15 protein-coding genes are annotated in these 21,725 nt (G+C 34.4%); 10 read left to right on the top strand and 5 right to left on the bottom strand.

Annotated features, from left to right (window positions below; genetic code table 11):
- Nucleotides 1–302 precede the first annotated feature (302 nt).
- Together Q0845_RS25875 and Q0845_RS25880 are read left to right on the top strand one after the other, a co-directional pair.
- Nucleotides 303–710, top strand: a complete 408-nt coding sequence (locus Q0845_RS25875; RefSeq protein WP_298520358.1) for a DUF2541 family protein — start codon at nt 303–305, stop codon at nt 708–710.
- A 223-nt stretch (nt 711–933) separates the two neighbouring features.
- Nucleotides 934–1,095, top strand: coding sequence for a hypothetical protein (locus Q0845_RS25880; protein WP_298520360.1), 162 nt, complete (start codon nt 934–936; stop codon nt 1,093–1,095).
- A 102-nt stretch (nt 1,096–1,197) separates the two neighbouring features.
- Here Q0845_RS25880 and Q0845_RS25885 read toward each other — a convergent pair whose 3' ends face one another.
- The 3 genes from Q0845_RS25885 to Q0845_RS25895 form a co-directional block, all read right to left on the bottom strand.
- Complete coding sequence (locus Q0845_RS25885) at nt 1,198–1,638, bottom strand: hypothetical protein (RefSeq protein ID WP_298520363.1); 441 nt, start codon at nt 1,636–1,638, stop codon at nt 1,198–1,200.
- Between the two features lie 82 nt (nt 1,639–1,720).
- Nucleotides 1,721–2,446, bottom strand: coding sequence for a hypothetical protein (locus tag Q0845_RS25890; RefSeq protein WP_298520366.1), 726 nt, complete (start codon nt 2,444–2,446; stop codon nt 1,721–1,723).
- A gap of 250 nt (nt 2,447–2,696) precedes the next feature.
- Nucleotides 2,697–3,560 carry a DUF2807 domain-containing protein gene (locus Q0845_RS25895; protein ID WP_298520369.1) on the bottom strand — a complete coding sequence of 288 codons (864 nt, stop codon included), beginning with the start codon at nt 3,558–3,560 and terminating at the stop codon, nt 2,697–2,699.
- A 318-nt stretch (nt 3,561–3,878) separates the two neighbouring features.
- Here Q0845_RS25895 and Q0845_RS25900 point away from each other — a divergent pair, with 318 nt between their 5' ends.
- Both Q0845_RS25900 and Q0845_RS25905 read left to right on the top strand, forming a co-directional pair.
- Nucleotides 3,879–4,316: a hypothetical protein gene (locus Q0845_RS25900; RefSeq protein ID WP_298520371.1), complete on the top strand. Its 438-nt coding sequence runs from the start codon at nt 3,879–3,881 to the stop codon at nt 4,314–4,316.
- The gene (locus Q0845_RS25905) at nt 4,316–6,325 is read left to right on the top strand and encodes a tetratricopeptide repeat protein (RefSeq protein WP_298520374.1); all 2,010 of its coding nucleotides are present in this window, start codon (nt 4,316–4,318) and stop codon (nt 6,323–6,325) included. Before Q0845_RS25900 ends, Q0845_RS25905 begins: the two co-directional genes overlap by 1 nt.
- Here Q0845_RS25905 and Q0845_RS25910 read toward each other — a convergent pair whose 3' ends face one another.
- The gene (locus tag Q0845_RS25910) at nt 6,326–6,748 is read right to left on the bottom strand and encodes a thiol-disulfide oxidoreductase DCC family protein (RefSeq protein ID WP_298520377.1); all 423 of its coding nucleotides are present in this window, start codon (nt 6,746–6,748) and stop codon (nt 6,326–6,328) included.
- Between the two features lie 501 nt (nt 6,749–7,249).
- Between Q0845_RS25910 and Q0845_RS25915 the strand changes: the two genes are divergently transcribed.
- Nucleotides 7,250–8,380, top strand: coding sequence for a VWA domain-containing protein (locus tag Q0845_RS25915; protein ID WP_298520380.1), 1,131 nt, complete (start codon nt 7,250–7,252; stop codon nt 8,378–8,380).
- A gap of 87 nt (nt 8,381–8,467) precedes the next feature.
- Here the strand turns inward: Q0845_RS25915 and Q0845_RS25920 are convergent, their stop codons facing one another.
- The gene (locus Q0845_RS25920) at nt 8,468–9,718 is read right to left on the bottom strand and encodes a mechanosensitive ion channel domain-containing protein (RefSeq protein WP_298520383.1); all 1,251 of its coding nucleotides are present in this window, start codon (nt 9,716–9,718) and stop codon (nt 8,468–8,470) included.
- A gap of 141 nt (nt 9,719–9,859) precedes the next feature.
- Here Q0845_RS25920 and Q0845_RS25925 point away from each other — a divergent pair, with 141 nt between their 5' ends.
- From Q0845_RS25925 to Q0845_RS25945, 5 genes are all read left to right on the top strand, one after another.
- Complete coding sequence (locus tag Q0845_RS25925; protein ID WP_298520385.1) at nt 9,860–12,664, top strand: triple tyrosine motif-containing protein; 2,805 nt, start codon at nt 9,860–9,862, stop codon at nt 12,662–12,664.
- A gap of 602 nt (nt 12,665–13,266) precedes the next feature.
- Nucleotides 13,267–16,428: a TonB-dependent receptor gene (locus tag Q0845_RS25930; protein ID WP_298520388.1), complete on the top strand. Its 3,162-nt coding sequence runs from the start codon at nt 13,267–13,269 to the stop codon at nt 16,426–16,428.
- 10 nt (nt 16,429–16,438) lie between these two features.
- Nucleotides 16,439–17,905 (top strand): RagB/SusD family nutrient uptake outer membrane protein, encoded by a 1,467-nt coding sequence (locus Q0845_RS25935; protein ID WP_298520391.1) that lies wholly within the window; start codon nt 16,439–16,441, stop codon nt 17,903–17,905.
- A gap of 27 nt (nt 17,906–17,932) precedes the next feature.
- Entirely contained in the window at nt 17,933–20,032 is a 2,100-nt protein-coding gene (locus tag Q0845_RS25940) for a PKD domain-containing protein (RefSeq protein ID WP_298520394.1), read from the top strand.
- An 11-nt stretch (nt 20,033–20,043) separates the two neighbouring features.
- Entirely contained in the window at nt 20,044–21,675 is a 1,632-nt protein-coding gene (locus tag Q0845_RS25945) for a glycoside hydrolase family 16 protein (RefSeq protein WP_298520397.1), read from the top strand.
- Nucleotides 21,676–21,725 lie beyond the last annotated feature (50 nt).

The raw sequence follows: 21,725 nt of genomic DNA on the forward strand, positions 1-21,725 counted from the left end.
GATCGCTTCGCTTTTTGATCGCTTCGCTTTTTGATCGCTTCGCTTTTTGATCGCTTCGCTTTTTGATCGCTTCGCGTAGTTTCTTAAACACTTTTACATTTAAAATTTAAAATTTAACATTTATAATTTAGCATTTAAAATTTTGCTGATCATGGTTTTTCTTTGTAAGATGGCAATTAGAGACCAAAAATCTACAATCAGATATCGAACATCAATCATCATATTAAACCTTTTTTCAATTTGAAAGTCATAGAAGCAAACGTCTAGACATATACATATTGATAACTTTAAAAAGGAATATTATGAGATTATATGCAACCTTCATTTTAAGTGCCATTCTATTTATTGGATTGTCAAGTTTTGATACAGCAAGCACAGAAACATTTACAAAGAAATGGGAGAAACTTGGCAGTAAAAAAGTCAATTATCGATTAGACAAAGATGTTATTCGTGTCGGAAAACACGAAGGAACTTTTAAAAAACTAAAATTAGTCGTTTCCAAAGGCGCTATCAACATGCATAAAATGGTAGTGCATTACGGAAACGGTTCAACAGAAGAAATCAAACTAAAACATAATTTCAGCAGAAGAAGTGATTCTCGTGTGATTGATTTGAACGGAAACAAGCGATTTATTACAAAAATCACGTTTATTTACGATACTAAAAACCTTTCCAAAAGCAGAGCTACTTTACATGTTTTTGGACGATAATACAACTATATGTTGTTCATTATTATAAATATGAAAAACACGCTACATCCTATGTTCGCGTGTTTTTTTTATGGATTCTTGTAAAAATGTCAACCTTTACACAAACTTGTCAATATCTATCGGGATATACAGTTTTATAGCGGTTTATGGCTACTTTCAACAACGTTAATGGCGCTGTCCGAAAAGCCATAATAGAGTAGGAATCAAATCAAAAAACTAAATTATGTTAAAAAAAATTAAAGATTTACAGAATGCTGAAACATTAAGTAAAGATTCGCAAGCAAAGATCAACGGAGGAATTCAAATTTATTGTGATAGAAGTGGTGATTGCCCTCCAGGTTGGATTTGTTCAGGTGGTGGATTTTGTTGTCCAAGCCACATTTAATAAACGTCAACAACTATAGTTTTAGGAAACTGACGAAAAAGCGTCAATTCAGATATTGAATTGGCGCTTTGCTTTTTTAGAAAAAATAATGTAAACGTTCGCTTAGGCTGTAAAACCAAATAGTTTTTTCAATTTTCCATAACCGTTCCACGAGCAGCTTCCGTCGGTAGCAATACGTTGTACGTCATTATAAATTACTAAATAATTATCTACCGTAGTGCAACCATAACTGTGCTGTTGTGCCAATTGCTTTTCAAAATCTCTAATATTCTGAATAGAATCATCAGTTAATGCTTTTCTCTCTTTTTTGTAGATGACATAATAGCTGTTGTTTTCGCGCAGAAAAGTCATTGTTTCTTTCGCATTGTGAAAACATCCTGTAGATTTATAATGAATGGTAAATTGTTCGCCATCTTGTAATTTATCTATAAATGGCGTGATGGATTCAGAAGTTTCTGTTACAAAGACATTGTTGCTTTGCGCTTGTACATTGCTTATCATCACAGATAAACATAATGCACAGATTAAGTATATTTTCTTCATAATTTGATTGATTATTGATGATTTAAAACTACGCAAATCATCCGTAAAAAGGAACTATGAATACGTAAACAGGTCGTTTCAATTAGTGAACGGTCGTATTTCCATAGAAAGTAATCTCAAAAATGGTCAAGGCAAGCAACCAATTTTCTTCTGTAGGATTCGGAATATCATCAAGCGTTAGGAGTGAAGCTCCAAAATTCAATTCGTCAAAAACTTGTGTAACAGAGGATGAAGTAATACCATCATACAATGGCGCTTTTTTGATACTTGCAATTTGCCTGTTATTTAAAATCAATGGAAATTGTGTATCCGTAGTAGCTGCAGTACGTTTGAATTGTCCAAATCGTTTTTTATTCGCATCATACAAAATTCCAGATTTGTCCCAAGTACCTAACAAAATATCATCACAAAACAACTTTATATGCATTCCTTGAAATTCATATACAAACTCTTGCTTTTTGGTCATCGCAATGAGTTGTCCTGTAGTATTCATGCTGCGTTCTACACGTTCAAAAGCAATTATTGGTTTTTGCTGTTTGTTATATAATAATCCAGAAATCTTTTCATTGGTTACGGCTGTTGTACGTGTAAACGTCATTGCATCCGTAATTTGAAGATAGAGTTCTGCCTTGTACGACAAGAGTTTTTTGCGCTTTTTTAATAGATTTTGACGGAGTTCTGTACGTTCATTTTCTAAAAACTCCTGTGTTTTTACATCTTTTGATTTTTTCAACACAAACGCAATCAATACAATAAATACAAAGACTACGAGTGTAATCAAAATAATCATGATGGTGAAAAAATCCATAGGAATCGTGTATTGTTTTTATTCTTTTGGTAAAGTACGTTATACTAATATGGAAAGGTACTTAATTCTTAGCAAATCTCGATACAACGAATCGTAGATTCGCCACTCGATCTGACGTTTTTTGTTTTTTTAGACTATGCTGAATTTAATAATTTAATACGTCATTGCGAGAAGTATGCGACGAAGTAACCTGTTATTAGAGCAACAGGTGACTTCATTTCATTCATCATGACGAGAACAAAACTTATTCTTAAAAAATTCGCTTCAAAAATCCTTTATTCGCTTCGCTAATCTTGCGTAAAATGGCTTCTTCTTCAAATTTGTGAATTATGATTGATTTTGGACTTCCAAGCAAGTCAATCTCTGAACGATCGTGTGCATCAATCGTAATTTGATTTGTAGCGTTTAATACAGCTTTTCCTTGTTCAGTTGCGGTAACGTGAATTTCTTTGGTTCGTAATTCGTGCGCAATGAATTCGCCTTTCTCTTTTACTTCTAAATACAATGTATCTGCTTGTCCTTGCAATTGCACATTTGCATATTCTATTTGAGAAGTCAGCTTTGTAGTCGTTACATTTGCAGCAATTTTTGCATCTTCAAACGCAGTTACAATCAATTCGCGTGCACTTACTTCATAACGTTGTTTCGTTCTTCCAAAACCATTAATCGCGAGTGAATCGCCCATAATTCTCAAATCGATTTCTGCTTTACCAAGTACATTAATTTCTGCTTTGTCAATAGTTAAAGTTGTAACCGATTTCAATTCGGCTTCGCTTTCGGCATGAATGCGTTGCAAATCCTTTGAAATTGTCACATAAATCTCCAATTTCTTATGACTACGAATCTGTTTTGATGTAGAAATGCTTAGTGTTCCATCGACAACATCAATATTAAAAATCTCGTGTAAATTCTCGTCAGCAATCACTTCTACTTTGGGTGTTTCGCCATTCAGTAAAACCACTTCCAATTCTTCCTTTACTTCCAATGTTGTAAACGGATCAATCTCATAAATCACGGTTGTCACTTCTCGATTTCCTTTGATTTTTTCTTTCTTCTGTGCCAATGTTGTGATTGTTATCAAAAGAAAAAATACTGTTATAAACTGTTTTTTCATGTTCTTATTAGTTGTAATGTAAAAATACTATATCCATAACGCTTTCAATAAAGCCTTTGTTATTTTTTTAGCGAAAAGTATACCAAGTGTTGATTTTTTTGGGTGAAAGGTTTGAAAATAGCAGTTACTTGTCAAAAAGAATTAATGCAAAATCGGAATTGAATTATAATTACTCATTGTCATATCGAGCGGAGTCGAGATACTTTGGATGAAAAGAATTTTGTAAAGTATGTCTAAGTGTAAAATAAGAAAAATCGTATATTTGAGTAATTCCCTAATAGCTGAATTCTAAAATCTCTCTTATAACGTGAAAACTGAATGAAAAATAATTGGACTTTAATTTCTATTTTGATAGGAATCATTAGTGGAGTCATTGCATATTTACTAACGGATAGTTGGAAAATAGCTTTGATACTGTCAGTTCCAGTAACAGGGATTAGTTTATGGTTGAATCCAAAACTTTTCTTCGCCAGAATAGCTATTTATGCATTCTCAGCATTATTAGGTTTAAACAAATTTGCGTTTGAAGCCACAGGTAAATTATTTGGTGTAGAATTTACTTTAAAAAATGATACGGCAAGTTATATTACAACTGCTTTTCTTGGGATCATTTCACTAGTAAGTTTACGATATTTTTTCTTGGAACGAAATGGGAAGTTAGAAGGAACTTTTTTGGATTTTAGTAGAAATAGCAATTCTGTAGGAAGTATAAATGGAGAAAATATAACTGTTAATCAAAATATCAATAAAAAGTAATGTTTGGTGCTTCTAACATAAACAAAATTGAAAAAGTTGAAGGAAGTAATATCTTCATCTTTCAATATATTGATGTTGATGGAAAACTAGTAAAAGAACAAAAATCTTTTGAAGAATTCTTAAAACCATTTATCGAGCCGTATTTGAATCAAATAGATATATTAAAAGAGAATCTTAAAACTCAAGTTGAATTAACTAAAGAGAAAGATGAAAACAAATCGTATCTAAATAAAGAAGTTCTTTCGTTATCACAAAAAATTCAACAATTAGAAGAAGAAAAACAACGACGAACCACACAAATAGAACATTTGTTACAAGAAGTTTCAGGAAAGGATATCAGCGAAGAAACCAGTTTATATAAACAAGCTTTTAATTTATTTGTAAAAGGAAAAATTGAAGAAGCTATTTCAGTTTTAAGTGAAGCAAAATTAGAAGAAGAAGAACGATTGGCTACTGAGAAAATGAAACAAGTTGCTGAAACTAGAATTCTTAAAGCACAATTACTGCGTGTAAATCATAAGTATAAGGAAGCAGGTGAAAATTATGAAAAAGCAGTAACTCTTTATGAGAGTTGGGAAACCTATTATGAAGCAGCGAATTATTTTTGGTACATTAATGAAATTAGTAAATCTGAAAATTATTTTGGTAAGTGCTTAAATAGAGCAGTCTCTGATGAACAAAAGGCAGCTACTTTTCATAACTTGGCTCATATATTAGAAATCAAAAATGAACTCAATAAATCAAGTGAATTATTTAATAAAGCTCTTATAATCAGAAGAAAAATAGCTAGTTCAAACCCAAAAAGATATTTGCTATATGTAGCATCTACTTTGAATAGTTTAGCTAGTTTGCAGCAAATTAATAATGAATTTAATAGAGCAGAAGAGTCATTTATAGAGTCTTTAAAAATAAGGAGGAAACTAGCAGAAGAAAAGCAAGAATTATATTTAAATGATTTAGCAAGCACATTAAATAATTTTGGATATTTTAAACAAAAAAGAAATGAATTAGAAGAATCAGAAGAATTTTATAGAGAAGCTTTGTCAATTAGAAAGAAATTAGCTGATTTGAATCCAAAATTATACTCATATGATTTAGCGATTACGTTAAATAATTTTGCTGAATTAAAAAGAATAAAGAATGAATTTAACATAGCTAAAATATACTTTGAAGAATCTTTATCAATTAAAAGAAAGTTAGCTGTTAATAACCCAAGTAGATATTTACCTAGTTTGGGGTTTGGTCTTAATAGCTTGGGACATTTATATCGTAAAGCAGGAGAGTTTGATAAGTCAGAAGAATTATTGAGTCAAGCATTATCAATAAGAAGAAAGTTATGTGATTTTAATAGAGAAGTATATTTATTAGATTTGGCAGCAACTTTAAATGATTTAGCGGTATTAAAAACTAGTCAAAAAGATATTCAAACTGCTTTGGAATTATTAATAGAAGTCTTAAGTATTGATAGGGAATTAGCAATTAAAAATCCACAAGCATATATGTCAAATATTGGAATAACATTAAATAATATTGGGTATTTGTATCATGTTAATAATGAGCTAGATAAATCATTAGATGCTTATGTGGAAGCTTTATCAATACGAAGAAAGCTTGCTGAATTAGACTCAAGGGTTTACCTACCTAAATTGGCAAATAGTTTAAATAGTTTAGCAATTTTGCAAAGTGATCAAAATGAGCATGTTAAGGCTGAAGCATTCTATGAAGAAGCTATATCTATTTATCGAGATTTAGTAGAAAAGAATCCAAAAACGTATTTACCAGATCTAGGATTAACATTAATTAATATAGGGACTCTCTATCAAAACTTTAAAATTGATAAAGAATTATCTGTACAATTTATAGACGAAGCAATTATTATGCTGCTACCTTTTCAAGAAATAAGTTATATCCAAAACTATCTAAAAAGTGCTTTTCAAGTTCTAGAAAAATGGGATATAGACGTAGAAGACTACCTAAAAGAAAAACAAAAAAACGCCAAAAAAGAATAACTACCCCAAAAACCTAGCACGCTCCTCAGCAGTCGGCATTCTACAGGTATCTTTTTGTCCAAACCATTTGTAACGGTATTTGGCTATGATATTATACCCAAAGTCATTGATAAATTTAGGAAGTATACGAAAGACTTGCAACAATTTCCATGCGCCACCAAATTCGTTTAGAATACGAAAAGCCGCAGAAGATTTATGGTAATAGACTTCTTTTCCAGGTACATACAAAATCACAGAGTCCAATTGAGAAGTGTCGAGTTGCAAATGTTCCTGTATCGCTACACCAATCTCTGACTGCAACGACGCAAAACGAAAGACATCTTTTTTATCATGCGAAATGATCTTATCGACAAAGCCGTTGCATAAATTACAAACGCCGTCGAACAATACAATTTTTTTATCTTTTGGTAAGGTATCAATCATTTCTTTAGTCTTTCCAAACTTGATGACAAAGATACGACATATTGCTTAGAAAACGTTTCATACAACATACAGAACGATTGATTTTGTTTATGGGTTTATAGTTGTGAGGTATTAGTATTGAGTAGTGAGATGTTTCAAATGTCAATTCGAGCGCAGTCGAGAATACTTATGAAAACCAAGTTAAAATATTAAATTATAAATGCTAAATTTTAAATTTAAAAGTAGGAAACGTTTCAAATATCAATTCGAACAAAGTCGAGAATACTCACGAATCCACAAAAAACAAATAACAAATCAACAAATAAGAAGTTTATAGGTTTAATAGTTTAGGAGTTTAAAAATTACAATCGTCACTCAGAGATAACAGATTAAAATTAAAATAGTTTTGACCTTTAGTAAGAAAATTGTAGTTTTCAAAATGACTAAATCCTTAATAATAGATTTTGTGATCGTAGAAATAATAGCATTTCTCTGAAACAAAAGTTGTCAGTAATGAAAGCAATGAAGCACATACTTATAATACTCTTATTCCTAAATACGCTCGTTTGTTTTGGACAGACTGAAAATATTCAAACGGAAATTAAATCTGAAAATATTTTCGATTTATCAATTATTCAGGTTTATCCTGATTCATTTCCTAATATTTCGGTCATATTTCAAGCTAAAAATAAGCTTGGAGAACCTTTATGGACTTTAGAAACATCTGAAATACAAGTACAAGAAAACGCTAAAGATTGTGAAGTAATTCGATTGCTGAATATCTCTAAAGACAAACCAATAAACATTGGATTGGTATTTGATCATTCCGGTTCTATGGTTGATAACCCAGCTCAAATGCCAAAAGATGTAGAAACGATGCAGTATGCATATTTTTATGGTACAATGCCAAAGGATTATGTGATGGCAATTGATTATGCCAAGGAAGGAGTGTTGGGTTTCTTAGATGAAACAAAATTATCTAAGGATTCAATTTCATTTGTAGGATTTTCAACAACAGTTGATAAAATATATCCTTTAACTAATGATGTAGCTGGAATTAAATCATTTGTAGAAAAAGTTACACCAGATGGAGGCACTGCATACTATGACGCTTTATATTTAACTATTGAGAATCTTTCAAAAAGTGCGAGTAAATCTGTTATTGTGGCGCTTACAGATGGTCAAGACAATGAATCAAAACACTCAATACAAGAAGTAATTGATTTAGCAAATGAAAAAGAGGTTTCAATTTATACAATTGGACTTGGTAATGTTAACGATACACTACTAACAGAATTATCAAAAAGTACAGTCGGACTTTACTATTACACAAACGATCCTAAAAAACTAAAAGAAATATATTTAAACATTAAGAAACAATTAAAATCTATTTATCAAGTTGATTATATATCCAATAATCAAGACTATTTGGAAGAAGAGAGAGCCATTCGATTTGCATTTGTAAATGATACGCTTGCATTTGCTGATAATACTTCTATGTATTCGCTACCTGAAGAAACAGTTTCTTATTTAAAGAAAAAAGAAGAAGAAAGAATCGCGTCCGAAAGAAACAAATTAATTTTTGGAAGCCTGACAATATTATTAGTAGGTCTTGGAAGTTTTATTGTATACAGGAGAAAAAAGAAAAAGTAGTTATCACCAAAACAAATTCCAAGAAAAGACTTCCGTTCTTATAAGTTTACGTTTTGATTTGCAATACAGAAAATATGTTACCAATAACTAAGACAAGCGCTTCGAATCATCCAAAGACAACTCATAAATCTCCAAATTAAAATAGGGAAGTGCTGCCAACAAATGATCAAAGATATCGCCCATGATATGTTCGTAGTTTTTCCAGACTTTATCTGTGCTAAACGCATAAATCTCTAAAGGAATTCCTTTGGGAGTTTGTGCCAACTGACGACTCATGATTGTCATTTCTTTGTTAATTGCAGGATGTGTGTGTAAATACGATTCTACATACTTTCGAAACACACCAATATTTGTCATATTTCGTCCGTTGATGAGCAAAGACTTATCAATATGATGTTCGGCATTGAATTGTGCAATTTCATCTTGACGCGTTTTCATATACTCAGAAATCAGTTGAATTTTCTCCAATTCTTTCACTTCTTCTTCAGTGATATAATGAATGCTTTGTGTTTTAATAATAATGGCACGTTTGATACGTCTTCCGCCAGAATCATTCATTCCGCGCCAGTTTTTAAATGAATCGGAAATCAATGCGTAGGTCGGAATGGTGGTAATGGTTTTATCAAAATTCTGCACTTTTACGGTTGCCAAGTTAATTTCCACAACATCACCATCGGCGCCGTATTTTTCAATTGTAATCCAATCGCCAATTCGAACCATATCATTCACCGCGACTTGAATACTCGCAACAAAACCAAGAATTGTATCTCTAAAAATCAACAAAATAACGGCAGAAAGTGCTCCTAAAGTAGTTACAAAGGCAATAATGGATTTTCCCGTAAGGATTGAAAAACTCAAAATAACTCCAACTGACCACACAAAAATCATAAAGACTTGAATATAACTGTCAATCGGTTTGTCTTTAAAAGCATTCAAGGTTTTCAAGAAATCGCGTAATGAATTCAAAATGCTACGAATCACTTTAATCACTAGAACGACTAAGAAAATATCAATCGCGACTAAAAAACTACGTTGAAAACTTGGAAAATCTTGAAACAAATACGGAGTTGCTTGCTCAATTAAAAATACAGGAATTAAATGTGCTAAGTTTTGAGGAGTTTTATTCTTAATCAGAAAATCATCAAAATTATTCTTTGTTCGAGGCGCCAAACGATGTGCAAGTGCAATTAAAAAACGGCGCATAATATAATCGACAATAAAAGCAAGAATACTAATTGCAACAATACCAGCGATTAAATTTAGGTAGATGGCAGTTCCTTCATAGCCTTTAGCCTTTAAATAATCATGTACAAGACGGAACCAATTCTGTATATCCATAAAATAAGTTTTTACAAAGGTAAAATTTCCTCGTCACAACATCGAAAAAACAACTACTTTCCACAGATTATAGCATATATATTAGGATAAAAGTCAAAAAATAGCCCTATTTTTACAATACAACCCAAACCCGATTCATTTTTGCGAACCATAATTAATGTATTCCTAGTACTGTTTTTTAGCTGTTCCTTTGCACAGGAATTGCCACCAATTATTAACTACACTCCGAAAATTTATAAGGCAGACAACCAAAATTGGATGATTTCACAATCGGACGATGCATGTATTTATGTAGCTAATAACAAAGGGCTGTTAGAATTTAATGGTGCGCAATGGAAACTCTACAAATCGCCAAACGAAACCATTATGCGTTCTGTAAAAGTCATTGGCGATCGTGTGTATACGGGTTCTTATATGGATTTCGGATATTGGAAACGCCAGGATACAGGAATATTAAAATATACTTCGTTGACCGATGAACTGCATGTTGAAATGGAAGAAGACGAACAGTTTTGGCAAATAATTCAATTAGACGAATGGGTACTTTTTCAATCTTTAGATCGAATTTACATTTATCATACGACCGACAATTCATTAAAAGTAATTAGCGCCGATCATACCATTACAAAATTATACAAGATTCAAGATGAATTGTTTTTTCAAGTATTGGAAGAAGGTTTGTATAGTATCGAAAATGGAGAAAAAAAACTGATCAGTGATAATGCGCTTTTGCGGAAAACTAGAATTGTTGGACTCTTTCCGAAAGGAAATCAAAAAATAATCATTACACGTGATGCAGGCTGGTTCACGTATGATGAAGAAGGTTTAACGGCCATGCAACTTCCGTATCAGCAACAATACAATCAAAAAAGTATTTATACCAGCATTCAACTGTCGGATGGAAGTTATGTATTAGGAACCATTGCAAAAGGGATTTATCATATTTCTCCAGAAGGTGAATTGCGTTACAAAATTGATCAAGCAAGTGGTTTGGGCGATAATACGGCACTTTCACTATTTGAAGATATAGATGGCAATGTATGGACAGGTTTGGATAATGGAATCAATTGTATCAATACCAAAGAACCATTCAAATACTTTGCGGATCAAACGGGACGCATAGGAACAATTTACGCATCTATCATTCACAATGGATATTTGTATTTAGGAACGAATCAAGGTTTATTCTACAAAGCCAATCAAAGCGAAGATGATTTTAAGTTTATCGAAGGAACAAAAGGACAAGTTTGGTGTTTGCGTATCATTGATAATGAATTATTCTGCGGACATGACTCCGGCACTTTTATCATAAAAGATGCGATACCACAAAAAGTTGGAAATGTTCAAGGAACGTGGGATTTAAAAACGATTCCGGGAAAACAAAATCAAATCATTCAAGGAAATTATGATGGATTGTATGTGCTAAAAAAGGAGAATGACAACTGGAAATTAGAATATAAACTCAAAGGATTTGATATCTCTTCTAAACATTTTGAATGGGTAACACAAACCAAAATCTTGATGAATCATGAATACAAAGGTGTGTACGAGCTTACACTCGATGAAAATCATGAAGAAGTAACAGCATACACCAAAAATGCTTCTATTCAAAAAAGCGCCAATACGAGTTTGGTATTGTTTGATGGCAATATTTATCAAGCCAATAAGAATGGTATTTTTAGATATGATAATGCATCACATACCTTTGAGAAAGACGCAATATTAAGTTCCATATTTGAAAAAGATTATTATACATCGGGTAGGTTAGTGGTAGACGATATAGGTTATTTATGGGCTTTTACGAACAATTATATCAATTATGTAACTAAAGAGCGACTCAACGGAGACTTTAAAATTCAACGGATTGCCATTCCACAATCGTTACGTAACGAGATGAAAGGTTATGAAAACATCTCACATCTTAGAGGTAAAAACTATCTTTTAGGAACTTCGAACGGATACATTACGATAGATTTGGCTGAGATGCATTCCAAAGAATACACCATTAAAATAAATAGTGTTACGAATGCTTCGCTTACGGGCGATTTTCATGAAATTGCCTTAGTTACCGAAGAAGAACAAGAATTTAATGCCAATGAAAACTATTTGGCATTTATGTATAGCATTCCGGCTTTCAATAAGTATGAAGTTGCCGAATATTCATATGAATTGGAAGGTTTATATGATGAATGGAGTGATTGGAGTACAAAATCAGATGCATCATTTGAAAACTTACCACACGGAAGTTATACGTTTAAAGTAAAAGCACGAATCAACAATCAAGTGACGGCAAATACGGCAGCATATTCGTTTGTAATCAATCGTCCTTGGTATTTGTCAAATGTTGCAATTATCATCTATGTAATTCTAACCATTTTACTCTTTACAGCGATCAATGGTTTCTACAAACGATATTACAAAAAACAGCGAGAACGTTTATTAGATAAGAAAACCAGAGAGTTGGCCGTAAAAGAATTAGAAGCACAAAAAGAAATCATTCAATTAAAAAATACGCAGCTTAATAATGATATAGAATCAAAAAATCGTGAATTGGCCATTGCTACGATGAATATGATTAAGAAGAATGAAACTCTAAATAGTATCAAACAAGAATTGCAAAAACAAAAAACGGAAATGCAAGATGTAAAACCTGTAATTCGTTTGATAGATAAAAACATTAACAATGCGGAAGATTGGAAGTTTTTTGAAGAAGCGTTCAATCATGCTGATAAGGATTTCTTCAAGAAGGTAAAAGAACTACATCCACAATTAACTGCCAACGATCTCCGATTGTGTGCATATTTACGTTTAAATCTTTCATCAAAAGAGATTGCGCCACTCCTCAACATATCTGTGCGAAGTGTGGAAATCAAGCGTTATCGTCTGCGAAAAAAGATCAGTCTTGCTCGTGAGATTAATCTGAATGATTATTTCCTAAACTTATAAGGATCTTCTTAAAATAACACAAAAAAATAAGCTACATCATATTTCTATACTGTAGCTTATCAAACAAAGTTTTATTTAAAATAATATATTAGCAGCCAATACTAGGAGGACAATCTGGTTGCGTTGTAAAACCTCCACATCCTTGTTTCCCAGATCCTTCAATAGGAGCTTGTAGTCCTCCAGAAATTGCTGGCATTTCATTTAATTTTAAAATAGACCTTTTGTTTAAATTTAATTTCTTTACTGACTTTTTAATGGTTTAAAGTTTTAAATTAATAATTCTTATAAAATCAACAGAATTATTAGCGAATCGTTTAAATATGATGCATATACATCTACAGCATATTCAAAAACACCTCAACATTTTCAAAAAACACCACAACATTACCACAACAATAACGTTGTAGTGATCTTTTTTTTACTTAAAGTGATACTTTTTTTTAAATGTTTAATCATTGCCAATAACACATAAACAAAGGGTTTGAAATGATAATTCTTCAATAAAAATGCTAAAAAATTAACATGTATGTTTTTTGTATAGGTGTTTTTTAAGGAATCGTTAACAATTGTAAATACATTGTCATCAATTAAAAAACAACTATATGAACCGTTATGTAATCATCCTTGTATTCATGCTCACCTCGATATGGGGCTATGGACAAGATTTTGAGATAAAAGGGAAAGTCTTAGAAGATGGTAGTCAAATGCCATTGCCAGGCGTAACCGTTTTACTTAAAAACACTTCAAATGGAACTTCTACTGATTTCGATGGAAATTTCAGCCTAAAAAATGTTCCAAACGGAAGTACAATTGTATTTTCTTCCGTTGGATATGCAACTCAAGAAGTTGTGGTCACCTCAAACAAAGAATTAACCATTCTCATGAAAGAAGATGCAGAAGCATTAGAGTCTGTCATTGTTATTGGATATGGTTCACAAAGAAAAGAACTCGTCTCTGGAGCTTTTACAACAGTAGAAGCCGACAAAATTATAGAGCGGAATCCAGTGAGAGTTGAAGAAGCGCTTCAAGGTTCTTCTTCGGGAGTTCAAGTAAATGCTACTTCTGGTTCGCCAGGTGCTGCGCTTAACATTCGTATTCGTGGTATTACGTCAAATGGAAACAACAACCCACTTATTATTGTAGATGGTGTAAATGTTGGAAACGATTTAAGTGTCATTGATCCTAATGATATAGAACAATTAGATGTGATTAAGGATGCGAGTTCTGCTATTTATGGTGTGCAAGCTTCCAATGGTGTCATTTTAATTACAACCAAAAGCGGACGTAGAGATTCAGCAACGAAATTCTCTTACAACGCTTATTATACCGTGCAAGAAACTTCTAATACGTTAGATTTAATGAATGCAACGGAATATGCCGTTTATGTTAATGAAACTGAAGTTGCAGACGGAAATGCATTGCCTTTTCCAGATGTTTCTTCCTTTGGAGAAGGAACCGATTGGCAAGATGAATTATTCACATCAGCACCATTATTCAGCCATAGTATAAGCGCTGCTGGAGGATCTGAAAATATCTCTTATGGTATCAGTGGTAGTTATTTAGGACAAGATGGAATTATTGCGAGCGATAAGTCAAACTTTACACGTTGGACTCTTAAGAACAACTTAAGCATCAATCTATCAGAAAAATTAAAATTAAACACACTACTTTTATATACGAATAGAAAAACTAGAGGAATTCCAGAAGGCGGAAGAGGTTCTATACTTTATTATGGAGCGAATGCTTCTCCGTTAACTCCAATCTTCGACGGAACAGACGGAACAGGTCCTTCAAGAGGATTTTCATATATAGGAACGGAACAAGGAATTGAAATCATCAATCCATTTGCAGTGATCAACAATACCTTTAATGAAGCCAAAACAAACCGTTTTACTGGAAAAATTGAATTGGTATATGATATTATTGAAGATTTAGAAGTTACTTCTCGTTTTAACTTCAATTATGCAGATGTCATTGCGCGTTCATACAATCCATTACAATATTACGGACCAAACAAGGTTCAAAACAATGTCAATGTTGCCAACAATCAATTCGTATTAGATACCAACGATGATGGAGACAGAGATGTATACAGTACGGTAAGTGAGAATACACAGAATTTCTTTGATTACACATGGGAAACTTTTGTAAACTATAAGAAATCATTTGGAGATCATAACTTCAGTGGTTTACTAGGAACTTCGTTACAAAGTTTACAATATGACGGAATTTTTGCAACAGGATTCTTAGTAAACGGTCCAGACGCTTGGAGCAATGCGTATTTGAGCAATACGCAATCATTTATTATTGATGATGATGATACGCCAAACGGAGATCCACAGGACATTCAGCAAACTTTAAGTGCTACCACAGGAATCGGAGAAGATCGTGTATATTCCATATTTGGAAGACTTCAATACGATTATCAAGGAAAATATTTATTCTCAGCAATGTTACGACGTGATGCTTCTACGCGTTTCGGTCCAGACAATCGTATTGGATACTTTCCATCACTTTCTGGAGGTTGGGTGATTACACAAGAAGATTTCTTCAAATCAAACACAATCAACAGTTTAAAACTTAGAGGAAGTTGGGGAATCACAGGAAATGACCGAATTGGCAGTTTCCGTTGGTTAGGATTCTTACAAGGAGCCAACGCCGAAGCTTCATATCCTTTTGGAGATGTATTATCGTTTGGAAATGCTATCGGAGCTTTATCAAACTCAAAACTACAATGGGAAACAACGACACAAACCAACATCGGTTTTGATGTAAGTTTATTTGATCGAAAGTTAGACATAAGTGTTGATTACTATAAAAAACGTACGGAAGACTTATTATTAGTTCCGGAAGTATCCGCTTTATTAGGAACAAGTGCAGGAGGAAGCTCGGCGCCAGTAGTAAATGCCGGAATCGTAGAAAACAAAGGTTTGGATTTAAGTATCAACTTCTCACATGATTTTACGGACGACTTAAGCATTCAAGTTGGGTACAACTTAACAAGTATCAACAACGAAGCTATTGAAGTAAACAATGCTGCAGGATTTTTACCTGGTGGATTATTTGGTTTAGGTCAATCAACTTCACGTTTCCAATCTGGATTGCCAATTGGAGCTTTCTGGGGATTACAAACAGATGGAATCTTTCAAAATCAAGCAGAAATTGATGCACATGCGGTTCAGCCAGATGCACAACCTGGAGACATTCGTTACGTAGATTTAGATGGAGATGGTGTCATTGAATATGGAAGTCAAGACGATCAAGGAATGATTGGAAATCCAATTCCAGATTTCACCATGGGATTCAATCTAAACTTAAACTACAAACAATTTGACTTTGGAACGTCTTTATATGCTTCTATCGGAAACGATATTGCAAGAAGTTATGAGCGTTTCCTAACGTATAGCAACAAACCAACCTTATATTTAGATCGTTGGACAGGCGAAGGAACTTCGAATTCTGTACCAAGAGCTTCAACAAACGCATCAAACAATCGTTTGTTCTCAGATTTCTTCGTGGAAGATGGTTCGTACTTACGTATACAAAACGTTCAAATAGGATACTCGTTACCAGATTCAGTCTTAGAAAAAATCCACTTGGATCGCTTCAGAATCTATTTCGGAGTAAACAATTTACACACGTTTACAAAATACCGAGGATACAATCCAGATGTTTCAAACTCAGATCCACTATCGGCAGGAGTTGACTTAGGACAATATCCTTTAGCAAGAACCTTTACAACAGGAGTTAATGTATCATTCTAAACACATCACTATGTATAATAAGATAACAAAAATAGCATGTACACTGCTGATCATTATGAGCATACAATCTTGTGATGATTACTTAGAAATATTGCCTCCAGGGCAAGAAAATTCAGAAAACTTTTTCAATACGCCAGACAATTATCAAGATGCACTTATTGGTGTGTATGACTTATTGTCTACTACGTATTTGAATAATATTTTAGGCGAAATTGCCTCTGATAACAGTCTCTGTGGAGGAGAAAACCCAACAGATGTATTGGATTGGCAACAAATCGATGACATGATTCATACACCAGACAATGGCGCGTTGCGTAATGTGTTTCAATGGATGTATGCAGGAATAAGTAGAGCAAACTATATTGTAGAATTTCAAGACAATATAAGCTTTGACGGAAAAGATCAGATCTTAGCAGAAAACCTATTCTTACGTTCGTACTTTTATTTTGAATTGGTAAAATTCTTTGGAGATGTGCCAATGTATACGGACAGAAGAATCACGATAGATGAAACACAGTCTATTGAAAGAATGCCAAAAGCAGATGTATATGCACGTTTGGAAGTTGACTTAATGAATGTCATTCCAAATTTACCTTGGACACAAACTCAAAATGGTAGAGCCACTAAAGGAGCAGCTTGGGCATTGCTTGGAAAAATATACTTATACCAAGAAAAATATACGCTTGCAGCAGAAGCTTTCAATGAAGTTATCAACTCTGGGCAATATCAGTTGGTGCAGGATTTCAATACAATCTTCTTAAACAATAACGAAAACAATTCTGAAGCAGTATTCGAAATTCAATATTCTGGTACGCAAGAAGGAGCAAGTTTCGGTTGTTTCCAATGTGTTGAAGGAAATGTAGCCGTAGGATTTATGGGACCGCGTTTTCAAGGCGGAAACTTTAGTCCGTATGCATCCGGGTTTAGCTTCAATGTACCAGTACAAGATGTTGTAGACTTATACCAAGCTGGAGATACACGTTTGGCAGCAACAGTCTTAGACATTGATGCTTTTGTAGTATCACGACCAGACGTAACTTTTACACTTGGTTCAGAACATACAGGATATTTCAATCTAAAATACATTCCATATGCAAATGACAATGTAATTCAAGATGCAAATATCAACCGAAGCAACAACTACAGAGCTATTCGTTATGCAGATGTATTGTTAATGGCTGCCGAAGCAAATCTATTGGCACCAGCACCAGTGGCAAATCCGCAAACATTCTTAGATGCTATTCGCGACAGAGCTTTTGGAGATACCAATAACAGAATACCTGCAACATTAGAAAATGTATTAGCAGAAAGAAGAAGAGAACTAGCGGGAGAAGGACATCGTTTCTTCGATCAAGTTAGAACAGGACAAACAAGCACTATTCCAGGATTTACATCAGGGAAAAACGAAATATTTCCAATTCCAAGAATCGAAATTGAATTGGCAGGAAATCGTTGGTCACAAAATGCAGGATATTAAACGCTAGAAAAAAGAAAACAATACAAGATGAAAATAATAAAATATGTATTCAGTTTATGTCTAGTCGCACTGATCGTTATCAGTTGTGAAGATGACGAAAATTTGGATTTTGTAGAAACGGCAAGCGCTCCTACAAACTTATCCTTACTTACAGAAATTACACAAGACAACACTGGTTTAGTGAAAATTACTCCGCTTGGAGAAGGAGTTACAACCTACAGTCTTGATTATGGAGATGGCTCTGATGTAGCTGCTGAAATTTTACCAGGAAGCTATGTAGAACATACGTATGCAGAAGGAAGTTATGATGTTACGCTAACGGCTAAATCGTTAAACGGAAAAACAACTTCATTAACGCAGCAAATCGTTGTTTCATTCTTAGCACCACAAAACTTAGCGGTGACTATTGAAAATGATCCAGGTATATCAAAACAGGTAAATGTAACTGCTACAGCAGATTTTGCAATGACCAATCAAATTGATTTTGGTGATGGAAGCGACGCTGTCTCAGGAAATATTGGAGAAACCATTTCACATATCTATGATGATCCAGGAACATATACAATTACTGTAGTTGCTATGGGTGGCGCAATTGAAACGACCACATATACAGAAGATTTTGAAGTAACAGCAATTGTACAACCACTTACGTCTGCACCAGCACAACCTGCAAGAGCAGATGGTGATGTAATCTCTATCTTCAGTAGTGCATATAATGATGTACCAGACACTAACTATTTCCCAGATTGGGGACAAGGAGGTCAAGGTAGTAGTTGGGCAATGTTCGACTTAAACGGAGATCAAATGCTTCAATACATCAATCTAAGTTATCAAGGAATTGCTTTGGCAGATGGAACAACGGTAGATGTTTCAGGAATGGAATATTTACACTTAGATGTTTGGACTGCTGATGTCGTAACGGATTTAGAAGTTTCGCTAATCAACAATCCAGCAGGTTCATCTGAAGCACCTGTAACACGCTCACTAACGGCAGATTCATGGACAACTATAGAAATTCCAATCTCGGAATATGTAGATCAAGGATTATCTGTAAATGAAATCTTTCAATTAAAATTTGTAGGAACTCCATGGGCAGCAGGAACGGTGTTCATTGACAATATTTATTTCTACAAAGAAGCTTCAACGGCACCAACCATTGCAGGAACATGGAAAGTAGCTCCAGTAGCAGGATCGTTAGCTGTGGGGCCATCACCAGGTTCAGGAGAATGGTTCTCAATCAGTGATGCACAAGTTGCAGAAAGAGCATGTTATTATGATGATACTTATGTATTTGGAAATGATGGTTCTTTTAGTAATGTATTAGGAGCTGACACTTGGATCGAAGGATGGCAAAGTGGAAGTGGAGATGCTTGTGGAGCGCCAATTGCACCACATGACGGATCTGCAGCAGCAACGTATTCGTATGATGAAGGAGCAGGAACAGTAACCATAAATGGAACAGGAGCGTATATAGCGTTACCAAAAGCAACCAATACAGGAGAACTTTCAAACCCTGGAGATGCGCCAAGTTCAATAACATATAATGTTACACTTGATGATGTCAATAATATGACTGTACAAATTGAAGCTGGAGGCGGCGTATTCTGGACATTCAAACTGGTAAGAGATGGCGATGTTCCTACTTCACCATTGGCAGGTTCATGGAGTGTTGCTCCAGAAGCAGGATCATTAGCAGTTGGACCATCACCAGGTTCAGGAGAATGGTTTGCAATCAGTGATGCACAAGTTGCAGAAAGAGCATGTTTCTACGATGACGAATATGTATTTGGAAACGATGGTTCATTCAGTAATGTATTAGGAACTGATACATGGATAGAAGGCTGGCAAAGTGGAAGTGGAGATGCTTGTGGAGCGCCAATTGCACCGCATGATGGAAATACACCTGCAACATTTACGTATGATGAAGGAGCAGGAACAGTAACACTTAACGGAACAGGATCTTACTTAGGAATTCCGAAAGCAAACAATTCAGGAGAACTTTCAAGTCCTGGAGATGCACCAAGTTCCATTACATATAATGTCACATTTATTGATGACAATACCATCACAGTTGAAATAGAAGCTGGTGGTGGCGTATTCTGGACATTCAAGCTAATCAAAAATTAATACAGAAAAAGATGAAAAAACTTAAAAACATATTCGCATCGCTTTTAGGTATCTTGCTGCTCACGGTTAGCTGTCAAGATGATGATCCTACAGTGGGCGATTTAGTCACACCAAGTAACTTGCAAGTCACAGCAACTATAGTTGGGCAAGATGCAAGCAATCCAAACGGAGACGGAAGCGGTGTTGTAAACTTTGCAGCTACGGCCAATGATGCTATTACGTATAGATTTATATATGAATCCAATCAGCAAACTGCTGCTACAGGAACAGCGTCGTTTATATTTTCCAATTTAGGAGTAAACACGTATACAGTAACCGTAATTGCATATGGTACGGGAGGAATCTCAACAACTACTACAATTACCGTAGATGTATTGGCTACGTATGCGCCTCCAGCAGAATTATTAGAAAAATTAGTGGGAGATGGTTCTAGAACATGGAGAATCAAATCAGAACAACAAGGACACTTTGGTTTAGGACCTGTAGGAGGAACTGTGCCAACAGAATGGTACGGTGCACAACCAGATGAAAAAGCTACTGTTGGAATGTACGATGACAGATATATTTTCAATGCTGATGGAACTTTTACTTTCATTACGAATAATACCAATGATGATGCAGGAACGGACCCTGCAGGAACTGTATTTGGACGTGTAAATTTAATAGATGAATTAGGAAGTTCAGGTGGAGAAATCAACGGAGCAGATGTTGAAAACTTACCATACGATGATTTCCAAGAAAGTTGGGTACTTATTGCGCCAAGTGGTGTAGAAACAATCAACCTTACAGGAAATGGATTCATTGGATACTATACTGGAGGATCACATAATTATGAAATTTTTGATCGCTCTGTACCAAATGAATTAATACTAAGAACAACTGATGGAAACGGTGAGTTTGATTGGTGGTTTATCATTACTTCTGCAGAACCATCAACAGGAAGCAACTTTCAAACTCAGTATAACAACTTAGTTTGGGAAGATAATTTTGATGTAAATGGTGCGCCAGATGCAGCCAATTGGACCTATGACCTCGGTGATGGCGGATGGGGAAATGGAGAAGAACAAACCTATACCAACGATGCTAGTAATGTCATTATAGAAGATGGAATGTTAAAAATAACAGCCGTAAAAGAAGCTGGAGGAAACTACACATCAGCACGTTTAAAATCGGAAAACCTTTATGAATTTACATATGGTAGAGTAGAAGTTCGTGCTAAATTGCCTGCTTCACAAGGAACTTGGCCAGCTATTTGGATGCTCGGAGCCAATTTTGATACGGTTGGATGGCCAACCTGTGGAGAAATTGACATCATGGAACAAAAAGGACAAGACAAAAATACAGTCTTAGGAACGGTACACCATCCGGGAGTTTCGCCAGGAGCTGGAGATGGAGCAACAACAGCATTGCCAACATCTACGACAGAATTTCATAACTATACGGTTGAATGGACAGATACAACAATTACTTTCTTAGTAGACGATTTTGTATACCATACAGTTAGTAATGATGTTACACTACCATTCAATGCAGACTTCTTCCTAATCTTAAATGTCGCTATGGGTGGAACTTTAGGAGGAGAAATTGATCCAGCATTCACTCAAGATTCAATGGAGATTGATTATGTACGAGTGTATCAATAATTAAAATTTACTTGGATACAGCTATAACAACCAAGCTTGCTTAATGTTTG

Source organism: uncultured Kordia sp. (assembly GCF_947489565.1).
Taxonomy (GTDB): Bacteria; Bacteroidota; Bacteroidia; order Flavobacteriales; family Flavobacteriaceae; genus Kordia.